Raw genomic sequence first — 20385 nt, 5'->3', positions numbered from 1 at the left:
AGGGAAAGGTATGCCAGAAGTAAGAATTAAGACTCTGCCTCCACCTCATGGTGGAAAGCTTGTCGAAAGGGTCGTCCGTGATCCTCAGATGGCAAGAAAATTAATGGAAAAGTGCTCAGCAGTTTATGACATCAAGCCCACACTCTTTAAGGGAAACCCTGTAAGGAATGTTTACAGGGAGATTATGTCTGTATGTTATGGATTTTTCAGCCCGGTTGAAGGCTCAATGACAAAGGCTGAGCTGGAGAGCGTTCTTGAAAGAAGAAGACTTTTAAGTGGATGGGTCTTCCCATATCCAATTCTTTTTGATATCTCAGAGGAAGATTTCAAAAAACTCGGAGTTGGAGCTGGTGATTGGCTCTTGTTAAGATTGAAAGGTGAGCCATTTGCAATCCTTGAGATTGAAGAGGTTTATGAGATAGTTCCAGGTGATGTTGCAGTTAGAGTATTTGGAACACCTGAAAAGAACCCAGAAGTTGTAAAAGTTCCATTTGACCAGAAACACACAGGATATAACATTTACTGTTCACTCAATCCAATTATCCTTGCAGGAAAATACACAATTATCAATGAGCCAAAATTCAGACCTCCATTTGACAGATTCTGGTATCCACCAAAGAGAGCAAGAGAGGAGTTTGAGAAGAGAGGATGGACAACAGTTATTGCCCACCAGACAAGAAATGTTCCACATACAGGTCATGAAGCATTAATGAAACAGGCTGCATATATTGGAGACATCAAACCATGTGATGGCATTGTTGTCAATGCAATTGTTGGTGCAAAGAGAATTGGAGATTTCCCAGATGAGGCAATTGTTGAAGGACACGAGATGATTCATTTAGCAGGATACATTAAGCCTGAGCGTCATCTTGTTACATTTACTCTCTGGGATATGAGATATGGAAACCCGATAGAGTCATTAATTCATGCAGTAATCAGACAAAACATGGGTATTTCCTTCCATATGTTTGGAAGAGACCATGCAGCACTTGGCGAATATTATGATATTTATGCAACACAGATTCTCTGGTCTAAGGGCATTCCAAGCTTTGGATTTGATGCTCCACCATATGAAGTTGATGGTGGTTTCTATATAAGACCACAAAACATTGCTGAGTTCTGGTATTGTCCAAAATGTCTTGAGTTTGCATATTCTGATAACTGCAACCACAAGGGTATTTACTCAAGATACTCTGGAAGCTTTATCAGAGGTCTCATTAATGAAGGTGTAATGCCACCCCCACAGATTTACAGACCAGAAGTTTACAAGGTTGTTGTAAAATGGTGGAAGGAATTTGGATATCCATTTAACAATGAGAAGTACCTCAAAGAGAGAGAGGAGAGATTAGAGATTGATCTCCCTCACATGGAACTTCCAGCTCACTTAAAAAAATAAAGGAGGTGAATAATGGCTAAGTTTTTTGGAGTTGTAATTGACGAAAAAAGATTGGCAGCTATAAAGGGCACTCCCCTTGAGGAAAAAGTAGAGCCAATTTTTGGTGGTGCATTAAAGAGACTTGTTATTGAAGTTCCAGATGATCTTGCCCAGAAAACAATTGATCAATTCACAAAGGCAAGATTTGATGCAAGAGGATTTATTGAAGAAACTCCGGCAGCATTTAAGAGACTTGTGTTCAAAAAGATTGTTGAGTTAAAATCAATGGGGCCAGAAGTAATAGAGAAGGCACTTGCTGAACTTGACAGCATTAAAGACGAGATTGCAAAAGAAAGCCAAGAGCTTCCAATTCCTGATATTGACATTAGCGATATCTTAGAATTGCAAAAAAATCCGGTTCAAAAACCGGCATAAAACACTAAAAAAGGAGGTTAAGCTATGCCAAGTTTTGTAATGGTTGAAAAGTGTGACGGCTGCAAAGCCCAGGACAAGACAGCATGCCAGTACATCTGTCCTAATGACCTTATGACTCTCGACAGAGAGAAAATGAAGGCATTTAACCAGGAGCCAGATCAGTGCTGGGAATGCTACAACTGTGTGAAGATTTGCCCACAGCAAGCAATTGAGATTAGAGGTTACGCAGACTTCTTCCCACTCGGAGCAAGCGTTATTCCAATGAGAGGTCAGGATGCCATTATGTGGACAATTAAGTTCAGAAATGGCGCAATCAAGAGATTCAAATTCCCAATCAGACTTACTCCAGAGGGATATTGGAAAGCTGAGAACATTTACGAAGGATTACCTGAGCCTGATTATTCAAAGATTAAAGGTCCTGGCTACTTTAACTATGAAGCCAGAAAAGAGTAAAAAAACGAAGAAGGAGGTATAAAAATGGAAAAAGAGACTTGCACTTTTTCATATTGTCAAAGACCAGAAGTCGTAGAAGTTGATACTGACTTTCTTATAATCGGCGGTGGTATGGCTGCTTGCGGTGCTGCATTTGAAGCATGCAGATGGGCAACACCAAAGGGAATTAAAGTAACAATGGTTGATAAGGCAGCCACAGACCGTTCCGGTGCTGTTGCTATGGGTCTCAGTGCTATTAACACCTACATCGGTGAGAATAAAGTTGAGGACTATGTAAGATATGTCCGCGCAGACCTTATGGGAATCATCAGAGAGGACCTCGTATTTGACCTTGGAAGACATGTTGACAACACTGTCCACATGTTTGAAGAATGGGGTCTCCCAATTTGGAAAAAGAGCGATGATGGCTGGTCACTTGATGGATTCCAGGCAAGGGATCAGGGCAAGCCAAAGCTCAAAGACGGTGGCGTACCATGCCGTTCAGGAAAATGGCAGATCATGATCAACGGTGAATCCTACAAGGTCATCGTTGCAGAAGCTGCAAAGGCAGCCCTTGAGTACAACAGAAAGGCTCTCAACATTCCACAGAACCACTATGAAAGAGTATTTATCGTTAAGCTTCTCAAGGATGCAAAAGAGCAAAATAGAGTAGCAGGTGCAATCGGATTTAGCGTAAGAGAAAATAAAGTATATGTATTCAAAGCAAAAGCAATTCTCTGCGCTGCTGGTGGTGCAGTTAATGTATTCAGACCAAGATCAGCCCGTGAAGGACAGGGTAGAGCATGGTATCCAGTATGGAACTCTGGTTCCGGATACTATCTCGGAATGTCCGTTGGAGCTGAGCTCACAATGATGGAAAACAGATTCGTCCCAGCAAGATTCAAGGACGGATACGGACCAGTCGGTGCATGGTTCCTCTTCTTCAAAGCAAAAGCAACAGATGCTCTTGGAGCAGATTATTGCGCAAAAGATACACCAGAATTTCAGGATGCGGTTCAGAAATATGGAAAATGGGCTGAGGCACTTGGAACTGCTATTAGAAACCATCTCATGATGCAGGCAATGAAGAAGGGTAGAGGACCAATCCTCATGAATACCCACACTGCAATGCAGGAACTTGCAAAGCAGATGGATACAAAGAGACTCAAACACCTTGAGGCAGAAGCATGGGAAGACTTCCTTGACATGTGTATCTCCCAGGCAGGCCTTTGGGCTGCTAACAATGTAGAGCCAGATAAGGTTCCATCTGAGATTATGCCAACAGAGCCATATCTCCTTGGTTCACACGCTGGCTGCGCAGGCTTCTGGGTAAGCGGACCTGGAGATATTCCTGGAGCACCAGCTGAGTGGTTCTGGGGCTACAACAGAATGAGCACAGTAAATGGTCTCTTTATGGCAGGTGACATTGTTGGTGCATCCGGACACAAATTCTCCTCTGGTTCACATGCAGAGGGAAGAATTGCTGCAAAGGCTGCAATAGCATTCATCCTTGATAACTCAGGATACACACCAACAATCGCTGAAGATGTAAATGCTCTTGTTGCAGAGCTCTATCTGCCATTTGAGATTTATGAGAAATATAAGACATACTCAACAGATCCTAATGTCAACCCACACTACATCAGACCAAGTATGTACCAGGCAAGACTCCAGAAGATTGCTGACGAGTATTTCGGTGGCGTAAGCACATGGTACATGACCTCCAAGACAATGATTGAGGAAGGCTTGAGGAAACTCCAGCTTCTCAAAGAGGATGCTTCAAGATTGGCAGCTGCAAATCTCCATGAGCTCCTCAGATGCTGGGAGAACTATCACAGAACACTCTCCCTTGAAGCTCATGCAAGACACATCCTCTTCAGAGAAGAATCCAGATATCCTGGCTACTACTACAGAGGAGACTTTGACTTTGTTGATGATAACAACTGGCGTGCATTCGTCAACTCAGTCTATGATCCAGCAACAGATACATTTACACTTAAGAAAGTCCCATACGTCCAGATCATTCCAGATTAATATGAGGGTAAAGAAGGGAGGGAGGCATCTCCCTCCCTTTAAACTTTCAAAATTAGAGTCAAATTTTAAATTCGTAATGCAGTTGAAAAACTGTATTACGAATTTTTATGTTTAAGATAATTCAATAAAGGAGGCTGAGAATGCATCACAATGGTAGCCCAAGAATCTTGGTTATTGGTGGGGGATTCAGCGGTTTAACAGCAGGAATTGAGGCTGCCGAGACAGGTGCAGAAGTAATAATAGTAGAGAAAAATCCCTATCTCGGTGGACGAGTTGCTCAGTTAAATAAGTATTTCCCAAAAATCTGCCCACCCCTATGTGGTCTTGAGATTAATTTCCGGCGTGTAAAAGTAAATCCAAAAATAAAATTTTACACAATGTCACAGGTTGAATCTATATCAGGAACACCCGGGGATTATACAGTCAAAATTAAAATAAATCCCCGCTATGTAAATGAAAACTGCACAGCATGCAATGTCTGTGCTGAAGCCTGTCCAGCTGAAAGAGTAAGTGATTTCAACTTTGGACTAAATAAAACAAAGGCAATTTATCTACCCTTTGAGCAAGCATTTCCTTTAAGATATGTTCTTGACAGAACAGCTTGCCCAAATGACTGTCCAGCTCCATGTGTTCAGGCATGTAAATACAATGCAATAGACTTAAACATGCAGGCTGAGACTATTGAGGTCAAGGTTGACTCCATTATAGTTGCTACAGGATGGAAACCATACGATGCAACTAAGATTGATAATCTTGGTTTTGGAAAGGTTAAGAATGTAATTACCAACATGATGATGGAGAGACTTGCCTCAAAGAATGGTCCAACAGGAGGGCAGATTTTAAGACCATCAGATGGAAAACCAGTAGAAAAAGTCGCATTTGTTCAGTGTGCTGGCAGTAGAGATGAAAATCATCTTCCATTCTGCTCATATATCTGCTGTATGGCATCCTTGAAGCATACTCTTTATCTAAAAGAGCAGAATCCTGACGCAGAAGTGTTTATTTTCTACATTGACATAAGAACACCCGGTAGATATGAGAAATTCTTCAATAAGGTATTGGAGCAGGGTGGAGTAAATCTTATTAAAGGTAAAGTTGCAGCTATTGAGCAGGCTCCAGACTCTGATGATGTTATAGTTACTGCTGAAGATATGTTAAGTGGAGCCAAAATACATCAAAAGGTTGATATGGTAGTCCTTGCCACAGGAATGCAGCCAGAGGGAATGGAATTTAAGGTCCCCGGACTTAAGTATGCAATAGATGGTTTTGTTGTTGATGCAGAGGGAATTTATTCAGCAGGATGTGCTAAAAACGCAATGGATGTTGCAGGATGTGGCAAAGATGCAACTGGCGCAGCCCTCAAAGCAATTCAGATAGGTTTAAGGAGGTAACAGATGGAAAAGAAAATAGGACTTTATATATGCAAAGGCTGCGGAATAGGAGAGGCTATTAATACTGAAAAAATTGCAAACATCGCTAAAAATGCCTTGCGAGTTCCTGTAGTTGTAGAGCATGACTTTCTTTGTAGCAATGAAGGCATTGAGCTAATCAAAAAAGATATTAACGAGCAGGGTGTAAACAGCATAGTTATTGCTGGATGTTCACCAAGAGTTAAAACCTATGAATTTACATTCCCCGGATGCTTTGTTGAAAGAGTTCCTGTAAGAGAGCTTGCTGTATGGACTATTGAGTCTCCTGAGGAACAACAGCTTGCTGCAGAAGACTATATTAAAATGGGTGTTATCAAAGCTCAGAAGGGAGAAATTCCAGAGCCCTATGTTATTGAGATAAACAGGACAATTCTTGTTGTTGGTGGCGGTATATCTGGTATGACAGCAGCTGTTGAAGCTGCAAAGGCAGGTTATGATGTTGTTCTTGTAGAGAAAGAGGCAGAACTTGGTGGTTTTGCAAGAAAGCTTTATAAAAAAGTTCCAACTGATGATTATACAAAGGGCGTTCTTGCAGATGTTAACTTAGAGCCTCTCATCAACGAGGTTACATCAAATCCAAAAATAAAAGTTTATACCTCATCAAAGATTGAAAAAATTGACGGTCAACCCGGTGATTTTGATGTAACAATAGCAAAGAATGGTTCAACAGAGACTATTAAGATCGGTGCTATAATTCAGGCAACAGGCTGGAAGTCATACGATGCAAAGAAGCTTGCTAAAAAATATGGTTATGGCAAATTTAAGGATGTTGTAACAAACTTTGAATTTGAGGAGATTGCAAAACGCAATAATGGATTAATCAAGAGACCATCTGACTCAAGAGAGGTAAAATCAGTTCTTTTTGTCCAGTGCGCAGGACAAAGAGACCCTGAGCATCTTCCATACTGTTCTGGAATGTGCTGTACAACATCACTTAAGCAGGCAAGATATGTAACAGACAACAATCCAGAAGCTTCAGCAATGATTATTTACAAGGACATGAGAACACCCGGTAAGCTTGAATACTATTATAAAGAAGCCCAAAACACACCTGGAGTTATGCTTGCAAAGGGTGAAGTCGTTGGCATAAGGGAAGAATGGGATAAACTCTATGTCACTGTAAAGGATTCCATACTCGGAGAAGAAGTTGAGATAGAGACCGAGATGGTTGTTCTTGCTACAGGAATGGTCCCAACAACAAAGGAGCCACAGGATTATCTTAATGGACTCGCTGCAGCAGCTGCAAAAGGTGATGAGGAAAAGGCAAAATACCTTGAAACTACAAAGAAGCCAGAGTTTATTCTTAATCTTGGTTATCGTCAGGGTCCTGAGCTTCCATTCCTTGAGGGTGGCTTTGGCTTTGTTGATTCAAACTTTATATGTTTCCAATATGAAACTCGTAGAACAGGCATATATGCAGTAGGCCCAGTGCGTCAGCCTATGAATATGACAGATGCACAGGAGGATGCAAGAGGAGCTGCATTAAAGGCAATTCAATGTTTAGAGCATGTTGCCAATGGTATTGCAGTTCATCCAAGAGCATGGGATACCTCATTCCCAGAGCCAAATCTTACAAAATGTACAGCTTGTAAGCGTTGTACTGAGGAATGTCCATTTGGAGCTATTGATGAAGATGAGAAGGGAACACCATTCTACAAACCTAACAGATGTCGTAGATGTGGAACATGTATGGGTGCATGCCCTGAAAGAATAGTTTCCTTCAAGGATTACAATGTTGACATGCTCGGAACAATGATGAAGAATGTCTCTGTTCCAGAAGAAGAGGACAGACCAAGAATTATTGTTCTTTGCTGCGAAAACGACGCATTCCCTGCAACTGAGACAGCAGCACTTAATAAGCTAAAACTGGATCCAGCAGTCAGATTTATACAGCTTAGATGTCTTGGCTCAATGAACCTTGTCTGGATTGCAGATGCTCTTTCAAAGGGCGTTGATGGAATGTTATTGCTTGGTTGTAAGTTTGGTGAAGACTATCAATGCCACTTTGCAAAGGGTAGTGAACTTGCAAAATACAGACTTGGAAAGGTTCAGGAGACCCTTGACAGATTACAGCTTGAATCAGACAGAGTTCAGATGTACGAAGTTGCTATTGATGAATACTGGAGAATTCCTCAAATTATCAATGAGTTTATGGATAAAATTAGAGAAATCGGACCAAATCCATTTAAGGGCTTTTAATTAATGTTGAATGTTGAACGAATAATTTAGGAGGGAAAATATGGCGGAAATATTGAAGCCAGATTTACAGTTTGCTAATGAGGTTATAAAAGCTGGTGGTGAGTCTTTGAAAAAGTGTTACCAGTGCTCCACCTGTACAGTAGTGTGCAGTCTTTCACCAGATGACAAGCCTTTCCCAAGAAAGGAGATGCTTTATGCTCAGTGGGGATTGAAGGAGAAGCTTTTCAAAAATCCAGATATTTGGCTCTGTCATCACTGCGGTGACTGCACTGCCTACTGCCCAAGAGGAGCAAAACCCGGAGAAGTTCTTGGTGCTGTAAGAAAGCTCATGATAAAAAACTATTCACCACCAAAGTTTCTTGCCAACTGGGTTGCTGATCCTAAGTATGTTCTTCTAATTTTCATTATTCCTCTTCTTTTCTTCCTCGGGGAGATGGCATTGCTTGGCTACTTTAGCGGAACAGAGATTCCAAGAGGTGAAAACGGCGAGATGTCCTATGTTGCATTTCTACCTGCTGTTCCTTGGATTGATGTGCCATTTATGGCTTTGGCAGGCTTTGCTGTAATTTGTTTTTATCTCGGGGTGAAGAAATACTGGCTTGACCTTACAGAAGGCACAGAGCTGAAAAGGAAGGACATCTACAACTGTATATACGAAACAATTAAGGATGTATTACTCCATAAGAAATTTCAACTCTGCACACTAAACAAAGGCAGAGTAACAGCCCACTTGCTTGTTTTATATGCATTTATCGGACTTGCGATTACAACAGGTATAGCTGCATTTTATGAATGGGTGCTTAGATGGGAATCTCCTTATCCACAGACTAATATCGTAAAGATTATTGGTAACATTAGTGGTATAGCCCTCCTTATCGGAATGTTCCTCATAATTGCAAACAGAACAAAGAATGCTTTAAAGCAGGGTCTTGGAAGCTACTTTGACTGGCTCTTGATTACAGTAATACTCGGGGTTGGTGTTACAGGATTTCTTGCTGAGCTTTTAAGAGAGGCTGAGGTAGAGACACTTGGCTATGCTTCCTATATTGCCCACCTTGTGTTTGTCTTTGTTCTTTTTGCATATGCTCCTCACTCAAAGATGGCTCACATGGTTTACAGAGCAACAGCAATGGTATTCGCAAAGGCTGCTATGAGAGAAGAGACTGTTAAAAAAGAAGAGGTAGCATAAGTTATTGATTTTTAGATTGTGGCTCGTGCTGAATTTTAGCAGTGCGAGCCACAAATTTTTTAAATTTCTAAATCTATTGCTTCCTTGTTGATAGGTCCAAGAAGAGTAATTCCGGGCTTTTTTTCCTTTAGAATAGATGCAACTTCACAGATATCTTTTAAAGTTACGGACTCAAATTTTCTTGCATATTCCTCAGGACTCAAAATAGTATTTGAATATAATTCCTGATATGCCAAATTGTTCATTATAGAGGTTGATGATTCAAGCGAAAATAGAATTTGCGATACAATCTGGGTTTTAGCTCTCTGTAATTCTTCCTCAGTTAATGAATCAGGAAGATTTTTGAATGTATCCATTATAATACTTAGTATTTCGTTTATCTTTTTTTGGTCACAGGCAGTGTAGATTTCAAACAATCCTGTGTCATGATAAAAGGAAACAGATGAGTAGATATTATAGGCAAGCCCTCTTTTTTCCCTAATTTCTTGAAAAAGCTTTGAACTAACGCTACCACCGATAGTGCTGTTTAAAAGTGTTAATGGATAACGGTAAGGATTATTAAAGGAAAAAGTATCCATACCAATCGTAATATGCACTTCATTAAAATCTTCTTCATAAACATTAAGAGAGGGAGTAAAAATTGAAGGTTTAATATCTGGTGTTTTTTTTGAATTCCTGAAAGTAAGATTTTTCTCAAGGGAGTCAAAGAGCGCCTTTTCATCAAAATTCCCAGCACAGGAAATGACACAGTTAGAAAGTGAATAATACTCATCATAACATCTTACAATATCTTCTCTTGTTATATTCAAAACAGTAGCTTCTTTTCCAAGAATAGGCTGTCCAAGTCCCCCTTGAAATGCTTGTTCCATAAAAAGATCATGAACTAACTCTTCAGGTGTGTCACTAATGGTTCTTATTTCATCAAGAATAACTGTTCGTTCCTTTTCAACTTCGTTTTCGGGGAAGGTAGGATTTGAAAAAATATCACATATCAGCTCAATTGCTGTTTCTACATGTTTGGAGAGGGCTTTGATGTATATTGCTGTAAATTCTCTTGTTGTAAAAGCATTAATATCCCCTCCGATGCTGTCAATTTCAATAGATATTGACTTGGCATCACGATTTTTTGTGCCTTGAAAAAATAAATGCTCAAGAAAGTGCGAAATCCCATTTTTTGAAAGTTCCTCATACCTTGAGCCATACTTTACCCATATCCCCAATACAAAAGAATGGGCAAAGGGCATTTTTTGCATTAACAAGGGGACATTAGAAAAAAGATAAGACTTTATTGCCATTAGGGTTTATTCTGCGGTTGAATTGTTTTTAGATATTTCCTTTAAGGCTTCTTTTCTGCTTAATCTTGGTCTTCCTAACTCGTCTAATTCAATTACCTTTACAGGAGTTTGGTCTCCTAATTTTAAAATGTCTGTCACTTTCTGGATTCTCTTATCTGATATTTGTGATATATGAAGAAGTCCCTCTACTCCGGGAAGTATCTCAACAAATGCACCAAAATCAACTATTCTTGTAACCTTTCCCATATATATCTTCCCTAATTCAGCTTCCTGAGTAATACCTTTAATGATATCAATTGCTTTTAAGGCTGAAGCTTCATTGGAAGAAGCGATTCTTACAATTCCTTCCTTGTCTTCAATATCTATCTTTACCCCTGTCTCCTCAATAATTCCTTTAATAACTTTACCGCCGACTCCAATGATATCCCTTATTTTTTCAGGTTTTATCTGAATGGTATATATTCTCGGAGCATATGGAGAAAGTTCTTTTCTTGGAGCAGGTAAAGTTTCTTTGATTTCTTGCAAAATGAATAGTCTTGCTTCTTTTGCCTGCTCAAGGGCTTTTCTGAAAATCTCATAATCAATGCCAGATATTTTTACATCCATCTGGAAAGCTGTTATTCCGTTTTCCGTTCCTGCTACCTTAAAGTCCATATCACCGTAATGGTCTTCCATACCAAGTATGTCAGTAAGTATTACAGTTTGCTCGTCTTCTTTAATAAGTCCCATTGCAACCCCTGCTACAGGAGATTTTATCGGGACACCTGCGTCCATTAAAGAAAGAGTAGCTCCGCATACAGTTGCCATTGATGATGAACCATTGGATTCAAGTATATCTGATACGACCCTTATTGTATAAGGAAATTCTTCTTTTGATGGAATTACATAGCTTAAAGCTCTCTCTGCAAGATAACCATGACCAATTTCCCTTCTGCCCGGAGCCCTAAGAGATTTTACTTCTCCGACACTAAAGGGCAAGAAATTGTAATGAAGCATAAATGACTTAAATATTTCGCCTTCAAGAAGTTCAACTTTTTGCTCATCCTCTGATGTGCCCAATGTAGTTGCTACAAGTGCTTGTGTTTCTCCTCTTGTAAAAAGAGCTGAACCATGAACTCTTGGAAGTAAACCAACAATACAATTGATAGTTCTTATTTCATTAGGCTTTCTTCCATCAACACGAATTCCCTTTTCAATAATGAGCCTTCTGAATGTGTTTTTAAGAATTTTTTCAAATATTTTTTTGATTTCTGCTGAAATATCTGTGTCTGCTTTACCAGTAAGCTTTTCTCTATACTCTTCGGTATTTAATTTTTGCAGGCATTCATCCAACAGTTTATCAATTGCTTTCTGTCTATTGATTTTTCCTGAAGTAAGCAAAGCCTCTTCAATTCTGGATGTTCCATTGGATGAGTGAGAAATAATCTCTAAAACAGCCTTTTTAAGTTCTTCGTTTTCTTGAACTTCGGTTATTTCAAATTTGGCTATGCCTGCTTTTTGTTGAAGTTCTTTTTGAACCGCTATAAATTGCTTGATGTGTTGATGGGCAAATTTTAGCGCCTCTACAAGTGTGTCTTCAGAGCATTCAGAAGCTCCACCTTCAACCATTGTTACAGCTTCTTCAGTGCCTGCTACAACAAGATTAAGATTGCTTTTTTCAATCTCCTCGTTGTCAGGATTTAAAATAAATTCATCTCCAATTTTTCCAACCCTTACTGCTCCAACAGGACCATTAAACGGTATGTCTGAAATTGTCAATGCAGCAGATATTCCTATGATGCTTAAAATATCAGCAACATTTTCATCACCATAAGATAGAACAGATGCTATACCTTGTGTTTCAAAGTTGTATCCCTCAGGGAATAAAGGTCTTATTGGTCTGTCAATAAGCCTTGATACCAAAACTTCCCTATCAGTAGGTTTTCCTTCTCTTTTGAAAAAGCCACCAGGAATTTTTCCTGCAGAGTAAGCTCTTTCTTGATAATCAATTGTCAGTGGGACAAAGTCTAAGCCTTCTTTAGGATTTTTATCTGCTACAACTGTGCATAATACTACAGTATCTCCGTATTTAACTAAAACAGAACCATTTGTTTGTTTTGCAAATATTCCTGTTTGCAGTATGAGTTTTTTACCTTTAATCTCGGTTTCTATTTCCACTCCATTCCTCATTAAAATTTATTTTCTAAGACCAAGCCTTTCAATAAGATTTGCATATCTGTTTTTGTCAATCTTTTTAAGATAACTTAAAAGCTGTTTTCTCTGGGCTACTAATTTAATAAGCCCTCTTCTTGAATGATGATCCTTCTTGTGAATTTTAAAATGCTCTGTTAGATACTTAATTCTCTCTGTGATCAAGGCAATCTGAACCTCAGGAGAACCTGTATCTGTAGGATGCGTTTTAAAAGTTTCAATTATCTCTTTTTTTCTCTCAGTTGAAATTCCCATCTTATTCACCACCTTTCTTGCAAGGATTAACTTTTAAAAATAACATAAAATTGAGGTTTCAGTAAAGTTTTAATTTTTAGACTGATGGTAAAAGCTTTAAATCTCAAAAAAATTTTTTTAAAAATTATTGAAAAAAACACTTGACTTTATATGAAAAATTTGTTATTGTTTATTGCAGAAGCTATAATTATCAATCATAAAAGGAGGTATGAATTATGACAAAGGCAGATTTAGTAGGTAAGATTGCAAGCAAAGCAGGACTGACAAAAGCTGAGGCAGCAAAAGCATTGGATGCAACAATTGAGGCAATTAAGGAATCACTCAAAAAAGGTGAGAAAGTAACATTGGTTGGTTTTGGAAGCTTTTATATTTCCAAAAGGAAGGCAAGGAAGGGAAGAAATCCAAGAACAGGACAGGAGATTAAGATTCCTGCAACAAAGGTTCCAAAGTTTACAGCTGGCAAGACATTAAAGGAAGCTGTAAAATAACCTGACAAAATTTTCTAAAGAGGGAGCTTAGTCTCCCTCTTATTTTTTTTAATTCTGATAGGCATGTGGAAAGATTATACGATTTTATTTTGAATTTCGTATTCAAGGGTAAAGCACCGTCAAAGCAAGAAATAAAAAAGATAGTTTTAGAAATTTCAGATATTTTTACTTTTTCTGAGCAATACAGACCTCTTAATTATCTTAAAGATGAGGCTTTGATAAAGGGGTATCTTCTTTATTTTGTTCCTGTAAATTTGTCAAAAATATATAGCATTTTCAGAGAGCTTTACCGACACCCTGCATTATTGAATAAAAGGGAAATAAAGATTGTGGATATTGGATGTGGTCCATCGCCTGCGATTCTGCCACTTCTATCATTGATTGACCATATGGGATTAAAGCTTAAACATGTAAGATATGTAGGTGTTGAACAGGAAGGAAAAGCCATAGAAATAGCAGAAAAGTTAATTAATTTCTTTAAGCCCAGTAACTTTTCTATTAAATACGATTTTATAAAGTCTGACGCATCGGATTTAAAATCCTATCTGGAAATAAAAGAAATAAAGCCTGATTTAATGATTTTCTCAAACTCTTTAGGAGAGCTATTTGATAAAGCATCTATTGATAGGGAAACGTTCATCAATTTTATAAAACCCTTTACTTATAAAAATCCTGAGTTTACACTCATGATAATTGAGCCGGGAACAAAGAAATCATCTATGAGGCTTCATGAGCTAAGGGATGCTCTTATTAGTGAACTTGATTTCTATCCATATAGCCCCTGTCTTGATAACCTTCCTTGTTCTGCTTTTAAGGTAAGGAATTGGTGTTACGAGGAAAGAAGGTGGACTGCTCCTTCGTATTTGACCTTTTTAAGCTCAGTGGGACTTCAGGTGAATTATCTCAAATTTAGCTATGTTGTATTTAGAAAAGATGGAATTAATATAAAAGAGACTTTTGGCTTAGAGGGAGAAATAATAAAAAATACAAGTCATCTTCTTAATGAAAAAGGCAAGAGCAGACTATGGGCATGCTGGAAGGGTGATTTAGTAGATATTGAAAAATTAAAAAGAGACTTCTCAGAGGATGAGCAATGGCTCAAGATTAAAAAAGGTGCTTATTTTTTAATAGATAAATACTTAAAATTATCTGACAAAAAAGTAAGAATCCCAAAAGACTGCGAGATAAAGATTCTTTATAGTCCATAAAGCATCAAAAAGAAATTTGTGCCTTAGTTTATACTATCCCTAAACTGTGCGATTATCAAACGTTATTGCAAAAGTCGCCACGGCTTCGGCTTGCGACAGTCTATTTTCTTTTCGCTATTGCGAGAAGCTTCAGCGACAAAGCAATCTCCACTACGCCGTCATTTCGAGCAAAGCGAGGAATTCTCGCCTTTCTTTTTTGACAAGGAACGGGATTGCTTCGGCAGACCTTCGGTCTGCCTCGCAATGACCACCCTTCATCGTCATTGCGAGGGACGAAGTCCCGAAGCAATCTCGTCTTCTTACCTTTTTACCAACGAAGAGATTGCCACGCCTGCCTGTCGTGGCATATATTGCTTCGACACTTTCGTGTCCTCTCAATCACAGGGAAAAAGCACTTGCAATTAAATTTGAGAACCTTACATTTAGGTTTAAATTTTATGCCATAAAAATGCCTAATATATCAAAATGTTATTTGTCTTTAGGCTGTTGAATTTCCTTTGGAGACACAGAAATTTCATTAGGTTGAATAAATTCTCTCTCTCCAATCTGTATTTCCTCAAACTTTCTAAGAACTGGATAAACCCTGCTCTGCAAAGAACCTACTGTCTGGTTGTATGCAGTAACTGTTTTTTGTAAGTTTTTGCCGATTTCATTAAAATGTTCGGAAAAAACTTGTAATCTTTTATAGGCTTCTTTTGCATTTCTAATAATTTCCTGTGCGTCCTGAAAAGCCTTGTGTTGCATCCAACCAAAACTTACTACCTTTAGCAGTGCTATAAAGGTTATGGGAGAAGCTAATAAAACACCGCTTGTTAAAGCCTCATCAAGCAGATTAGGATTATACAAAAAGGCAGCTGATAATGCGTGTTCGTGGGGAATGAACATGACAACGAAATTAGCTGTTTTGTCAAAATTTTCCCAGTATTTTTTATCCTTTAATTGCTGAATTGTTTGCCTTACAGTTTTAGCATGCTCTTTTAATTTTTCCTCTCTTATTTTGTCATCTACAGCATGAATTGCATCCAGAAAATGTTGAAGTGGAACTTTTGAATCCACTATCATCAATCCACCATTGGGAAGATTCACAATTAAATCAGGTCGTTTATCGCCTGCGCCCATTTGTTCTTGAAAGTCTACATATGGAAGCATTCCTGTAATTTCAACAATGCGTCTTAGCTGAATTTCTCCCCATGTGCCCCGTAAAGTAGGTGATTTGCGAAACGCTTCTAAAAGATTGTTTGTTGCTGTCTTAAGTTCTTGATGACTTTGTGATAATAACTTAATATACTGTTCTAAAGAGCCGTAAGCTTGCTCCCTTTTGTTTTCAATTTCTTTCACTTGTTTTTCTAATTTTTCAAGCTCAATTTTGAAGGGCTGAAGAAGATTTTCTATTTCCTGCTTGGAAGCCTGCCAGTCTCCTTTGGCTGCTACAAAAAGGCTATCCAGTTGAGCCTTAGCTTTTTTGAGAAATTCTTCTGAATTCAGTTGTAAACTTTTTTCTAAAACCTGCGATGCTAAAGATTGAAATGTTTCTCTTAATTTGCTTTCTGCTTGATTAAGCCAATCTTGCTGCGTAGAAAGCCTTTCAACTTGCCGTATGAGATTTTCATTTTCTTGCCTTATTTTATCAACATCTTGAGCTTTTTCTTGTGCTATCCTTAGTTGTTCCTGAGTGAATGTTAGCTTTTCCTTAGTAATATTCAGCTTATTCCACAAAACAGTAAGCCCGATAGATGCTATAGCCAATCCTGCAATTAATCCTATACCAAATAAAGTAAAATCATGCATTGATTTTTACTCCGTAAAATTTTAAATCTCCTGCAATAAAGCAGGAACTATTTGAATTAAGTATAACAGTATTCTTAAACGAAATTGAACAACTCTGCCAGAAAAAATATAGAGGAGTGTCACAGCGAACCCCCTGTTGCGAGCGAAAGCGTGTCTATTCACCATATCATCAATGCGAGCCCCTTTTGCGAACGAAAGCGTGTCAATGGGGCGAAGCAGTCTCTAATTGGTGGATGGTGAACACCTCTCTGTCATTGCGAGGTATCCGTCAGGATGCCGAAGCAATCTTTTCAAGCATAAAGGGAGATCACTTCGGCTTGCTGTCGCAAGCCTCGTGATGACGAAATAGGGGTCATTGCGAGGGCATCGCCACGCCTTCGGCTCGCGACAGTCTCCGCATCCGAAGCAATCTCCACTACGCCGTCATTTCGAGCAAAGCGAGGAATTCTCGCCTTTCTTTTTCAACAAGGAACGAGATTGCTTCCTCCTCGCTTCGCTCGGAGTCGAAATGACAGGCAAAGGGCTCAAGGAAAAAGACGGGATTGCTTCGGCAGACATTCGGTCTGCCTCGCAATGACCACCCCTCATCGTCATTGCGAGGGATGAAGTCCCGAAGCAATCTCGTCTTCTTACTTTTTTCCCAACGAAGAGATTGCCACGCCTGCCTGTCGGCAGGCTCGCAATGACGGAGAAAAATAGACGGCAGGCTCGCAATGACCAAAAAATAAAGAGATGCTCACAATGACAGCAAAAAATTCTCAATTTTCAGATGGTTATACCAAATTATTGGATTTCTATTGCTTTTTTTGGGATTTGACAATCAGATTGACAAACATATAAAAAATTTTTTATATTTCAACATGGAAAATTTGGTGAATATCTTTAAGGCATTATCAGATGAGACAAGGTTAAAAATTATTAAGCTTCTTGAAAAAGGAGAGCTTTGCGTTTGTGAGATAGTGAATGCCCTAAATATGGTTCAGCCTAAGGTTTCTTTTCATCTTGGAGTTTTAAAGGATGCTGGGCTCGTAAAAATAAGAAAAAAGGGAAAATGGGTTCTTTACAGCCTTGAAAGCGCTGATTTATTCCGCCGTTTTTTAATCTTGTCAGTTATTGAGAAGATTTCAGACGAAGACATAAAAGAAGAACTTAAAAGACTTGAGGAATTTAAAAAAACAGAAGACCCTCGTTATAAGAGTGGTGATTAGTGGATGGTGATTGGTGGTTGGTGGATGGTGGTTAGTGAATGGTGGATAGAGAAATAAGAGAAGGGAGAGGAAGATGAGTGAGAGAAAAAAATTATTTTTTATAGTTTTGCTTTTTTTTATTTTCTATTTTTTGCCAATAGAAAACTCAAGATTTACGAATGCAATTTTTGAATCACTTGCTCTGGCAAAGTGGTATGCAAGAGAGCATGTTCTTCTGTGTCTTATTCCAGCTTTTTTCATTGCTGGAGCAATTGCTGTTTTTGTAAATAAGGCTGCTGTTATGAAGTATTTTGGTGCAAGGGCAAATAAGATTCTCTCATACGGAGTTGCATCTGTTTCAGGTTCAATCCTTGCAGTATGTTCATGCACAATTCTTCCTCTTTTTATGAGCATTTATCAAAGAGGAGCAGGTCTTGGTCCGGCAATTGCATTTCTTTATTCAGGTCCTGCAATAAATGTGCTTGCCATTATTCTTACAGCAAGAGTTCTTGGATGGGATATTGGAGTGGCAAGGGCAGTAGGAGCAGTTGCTTTTAGCATAATTATCGGACTTCTTATGCATCTGATATTTATAAAAGAAGAAAAACAAAGGCAAGCAGATGAGGATTTTGATATTTCAGGTATACAGGCAAAGCCTGTTCATCAAACGGTTCTTCATGTTTTTTTCATGATAGGATTTCTTGTTTTTGCAAACTGGGGAAAGCCTGCGGAGGGTGCAGTTGCTTTCTGGTGGTTTATCTATAATATAAAATGGTTTTTAGCTTTGTTGTTTCTGACCTTGACTTTGATTTCAAGTCTTAAATGGTTTAGTAAAGATGAGCTAAATCAATGGGTTTATCAAACATGGTATTATGCTTATCTTATCATTCCTCTTCTTTTCATAGGTGTTCTTGTTGCAGGTTTCTGCTTTGGAAGAGTAGGGCATGAAGGCATAATACCTTCTGAGTGGGTTTATGCTTTGGTTGGAGGGAATTCTCTTCAGGCAAACTTTATTGCAAGCATTGTAGGAGCTTTTATGTATTTTGCAACCCTTACAGAAGTGCCAATAATTCAGGGGCTTTTAGGTGCTGGAATGGGTAAAGGTCCAGCCCTTGCACTTTTGCTTGCAGGACCAGCATTAAGTCTTCCAAGCATGATGGTTATTGCAAGAACAATTGGATTGAAAAAAACATTTGTCTATGTATGTCTTGTTGTAATAATGGCAACTGTCTCAGGATTGCTCTTCGGAAGCCTCTTTGATTAATATTGCATAAATCAAATATTCAATATTTCCCTTTTGCCCTTTTATCGGTGACTCTATTACTCCTATAACTTTAAGCCCTATACTTTCAAAAAATTTCTTCATATCTTCAACAACCCGAGTCCTTTTCTCAGGTGACTTTATTACTCCTCCGTGTTCAACTTCATCTTTGCCAACTTCAAACTGTGGCTTTATAAGAGCAATTATTTCACCATTTTCTTTTAAAAACTCTAAAACCTTTGGAATAACGAGCTTCAGAGATATAAATGAAACATCAACTGTTGCTATATCAACAGCTTCAGGCACTTTTTCCTTTGGCATGTATCTTATGTTTGTCTTCTCTATTGGAATAACTCTTGGATCTGTCCTCAACTTCCATGCAAGCTGACCATATCCAACATCAACTGCATAAACCTTCTTTGCTCCATGCTGAAGAAGACAGTCTGTAAATCCTCCTGTGCTTGCACCAACATCAAGACATACTTTTTCTTTTACATCTACATTAAACTCTTCAATTGCTGCCTCAAGCTTTAGTCCTCCTCTGCTTACATAGGGAAGTATCTCTCCGCAAAGGTTTATCTCAGAGTTTTCATCAACAAGGGTGCCTGGTTTTTCAATTTTATTTCCATTTACAATGATTTTGCCTTCAAGAATCAAGGCTCGGGCCTTTTCTCTGCTTTCAGTAATTCCTCGTTGATAAATAAGCTGGTCAAGCCGAATTTTCATTTAAGATGTTCGTTTGATTATATATTTTGCAATTTCTCTTAAAGGTTCTGCTTTTTGGTCAAAATCTTTTAATTGCTCAAGGGCTATGTCAATTAATTCCTTTGCCTTTTGCTTTGATTTTTCTATTCCAAAGACTCTTGGATATGTCATCTTCTCTTTTTTTAAGTCAGAGCCTTTAGGTTTTCCAAGCTCCTCAGTTGTGCCTTCAATGTCAAGCACATCGTCAACAATTTGAAAGGCAAGACCAATTGAATTTCCATAGGTTTCAAGTTTTTTAACTTTATCTTCATCTGCCTCAGCAAGAATTGCCCCGGCTTTAACAGATGCTTTAATTAAGGCTGCGGTTTTGTTCAAATGAATAAATTCAACTATATCTTTGTCAGGCTCTTTGCCCTCTGCAATCAAGTCATAAGCCTGTCCTGCAACCATTCCTCTTAAGCCTGCTGCATTGGAGAGTTCAAAAATTACCTTTAACAATGCTTCTTTGCTTACTTTGGCAAATTTTGTATTTGAAAGTATTGTGAATGCCTCAGTTAAAAGTCCATCTCCTGCCAAGATTGCCATTCCTTCTCCAAATACCTTATGATTTGTGGGTTTTCCTCTTCTTAGGTCATCATTGTCCATTGCTGGCAGGTCATCATGAATGAGTGAGTATGTATGAATAAACTCAATAGCGGTTGCATAGGCTGTTATGTCTTCTAAGCCTTCACATGCTTCGTAGGAGGCAATGCAAAGAATAGGACGAATTCTTTTTCCACCTGCAGTTAAAGAGTACATTACTGAGTTATGAAGAATTTCAGGCACCACAGGAGGATTAAAATATGTAGCTATGAAGCTGTCAACCTTTGCCTTTTTCTCTTTTATATATTCCTTTAAATCAAACACCATCCCCC

At 38.6% G+C, this 20385-nt stretch carries 17 protein-coding genes; 11 read left to right on the top strand and 6 right to left on the bottom strand.

What is annotated here, in order from left to right:
* Positions 1–10: 10 nt before the first annotated feature.
* The 7 genes from sat (at position 11) to qmoC (ending at position 9094) form a co-directional block, all read left to right on the top strand.
* The gene (gene sat / locus ACYQ3P_RS03420) at positions 11–1396 is read left to right on the top strand and encodes a sulfate adenylyltransferase (RefSeq protein WP_460176550.1); all 1386 of its coding nucleotides are present in this window, start codon (positions 11–13) and stop codon (positions 1394–1396) included.
* Between the two features lie 12 nt (positions 1397–1408).
* Entirely contained in the window at positions 1409–1810 is a 402-nt protein-coding gene (locus ACYQ3P_RS03415) for a DUF6955 family protein (RefSeq protein ID WP_460176549.1), read from the top strand.
* A gap of 24 nt (positions 1811–1834) precedes the next feature.
* Positions 1835–2263, top strand: coding sequence for an adenylyl-sulfate reductase subunit beta (aprB, locus tag ACYQ3P_RS03410; protein ID WP_460176548.1), 429 nt, complete (start codon positions 1835–1837; stop codon positions 2261–2263).
* Positions 2264–2287: 24 nt separating this feature from the next.
* On the top strand, positions 2288–4276 hold the full coding sequence (gene aprA / locus ACYQ3P_RS03405; protein ID WP_460176547.1) for an adenylyl-sulfate reductase subunit alpha: 1989 nt from the start codon (positions 2288–2290) through the stop codon (positions 4274–4276).
* A 140-nt stretch (positions 4277–4416) separates the two neighbouring features.
* Positions 4417–5667, top strand: coding sequence for an FAD-dependent oxidoreductase (locus ACYQ3P_RS03400; protein WP_460176546.1), 1251 nt, complete (start codon positions 4417–4419; stop codon positions 5665–5667).
* A 3-nt stretch (positions 5668–5670) separates the two neighbouring features.
* Positions 5671–7905, top strand: coding sequence for an FAD-dependent oxidoreductase (locus ACYQ3P_RS03395; protein WP_460176545.1), 2235 nt, complete (start codon positions 5671–5673; stop codon positions 7903–7905).
* 40 nt (positions 7906–7945) lie between these two features.
* Positions 7946–9094 (top strand): quinone-interacting membrane-bound oxidoreductase complex subunit QmoC, encoded by a 1149-nt coding sequence (gene qmoC, locus ACYQ3P_RS03390; RefSeq protein WP_460176544.1) that lies wholly within the window; start codon positions 7946–7948, stop codon positions 9092–9094.
* Positions 9095–9153: 59 nt separating this feature from the next.
* Here qmoC and ACYQ3P_RS03385 read toward each other — a convergent pair whose 3' ends face one another.
* Genes ACYQ3P_RS03385 through rpsO form a run of 3 tightly spaced genes read right to left on the bottom strand, consistent with a single transcriptional unit; the run spans position 9154 to position 12834 of the window.
* A complete protein-coding gene (locus tag ACYQ3P_RS03385) occupies positions 9154–10338 on the bottom strand; it encodes a M16 family metallopeptidase (protein ID WP_460176543.1) in 1185 nt (394 codons plus the stop codon).
* Positions 10339–10395: 57 nt separating this feature from the next.
* A complete protein-coding gene (gene pnp / locus ACYQ3P_RS03380) occupies positions 10396–12558 on the bottom strand; it encodes a polyribonucleotide nucleotidyltransferase (protein ID WP_460176542.1) in 2163 nt (720 codons plus the stop codon).
* Between the two features lie 6 nt (positions 12559–12564).
* Complete coding sequence (gene rpsO, locus ACYQ3P_RS03375; RefSeq protein ID WP_460176541.1) at positions 12565–12834, bottom strand: 30S ribosomal protein S15; 270 nt, start codon at positions 12832–12834, stop codon at positions 12565–12567.
* 215 nt (positions 12835–13049) lie between these two features.
* Between rpsO and ACYQ3P_RS03370 the strand changes: the two genes are divergently transcribed.
* Both ACYQ3P_RS03370 and ACYQ3P_RS03365 read left to right on the top strand, forming a co-directional pair.
* Complete coding sequence (locus ACYQ3P_RS03370) at positions 13050–13322, top strand: HU family DNA-binding protein (RefSeq protein ID WP_460176540.1); 273 nt, start codon at positions 13050–13052, stop codon at positions 13320–13322.
* Positions 13323–13387: 65 nt separating this feature from the next.
* Positions 13388–14530, top strand: coding sequence for a small ribosomal subunit Rsm22 family protein (locus tag ACYQ3P_RS03365; protein WP_460176539.1), 1143 nt, complete (start codon positions 13388–13390; stop codon positions 14528–14530).
* Positions 14531–14998: 468 nt separating this feature from the next.
* Here the strand turns inward: ACYQ3P_RS03365 and ACYQ3P_RS03360 are convergent, their stop codons facing one another.
* Entirely contained in the window at positions 14999–16318 is a 1320-nt protein-coding gene (locus ACYQ3P_RS03360) for a DNA recombination protein RmuC (RefSeq protein WP_460176538.1), read from the bottom strand.
* A gap of 860 nt (positions 16319–17178) precedes the next feature.
* Between ACYQ3P_RS03360 and ACYQ3P_RS03355 the strand changes: the two genes are divergently transcribed.
* Both ACYQ3P_RS03355 and ACYQ3P_RS03350 read left to right on the top strand, forming a co-directional pair.
* Positions 17179–17526 carry an ArsR/SmtB family transcription factor gene (locus ACYQ3P_RS03355; protein WP_460176537.1) on the top strand — a complete coding sequence of 116 codons (348 nt, stop codon included), beginning with the start codon at positions 17179–17181 and terminating at the stop codon, positions 17524–17526.
* 73 nt (positions 17527–17599) lie between these two features.
* Positions 17600–18769, top strand: coding sequence for a permease (locus ACYQ3P_RS03350; RefSeq protein ID WP_460176536.1), 1170 nt, complete (start codon positions 17600–17602; stop codon positions 18767–18769).
* Here the strand turns inward: ACYQ3P_RS03350 and ACYQ3P_RS03345 are convergent.
* Entirely contained in the window at positions 18737–19492 is a 756-nt protein-coding gene (locus ACYQ3P_RS03345) for a TlyA family RNA methyltransferase (RefSeq protein WP_460176535.1), read from the bottom strand. The two genes, ACYQ3P_RS03350 and ACYQ3P_RS03345, sit on opposite strands and share 33 nt — an antisense overlap.
* Positions 19493–20380 (bottom strand): polyprenyl synthetase family protein, encoded by an 888-nt coding sequence (locus tag ACYQ3P_RS03340; RefSeq protein WP_460176534.1) that lies wholly within the window; start codon positions 20378–20380, stop codon positions 19493–19495.
* Between the last annotated feature and the right edge of the window lie 5 nt (positions 20381–20385).

It is taken from the genome of Thermodesulfovibrio hydrogeniphilus (genome assembly GCF_054657355.1).
Note: the sequence above shows the minus strand (reverse complement) of the source record. Positions and strands in the feature narration are given on the sequence as shown.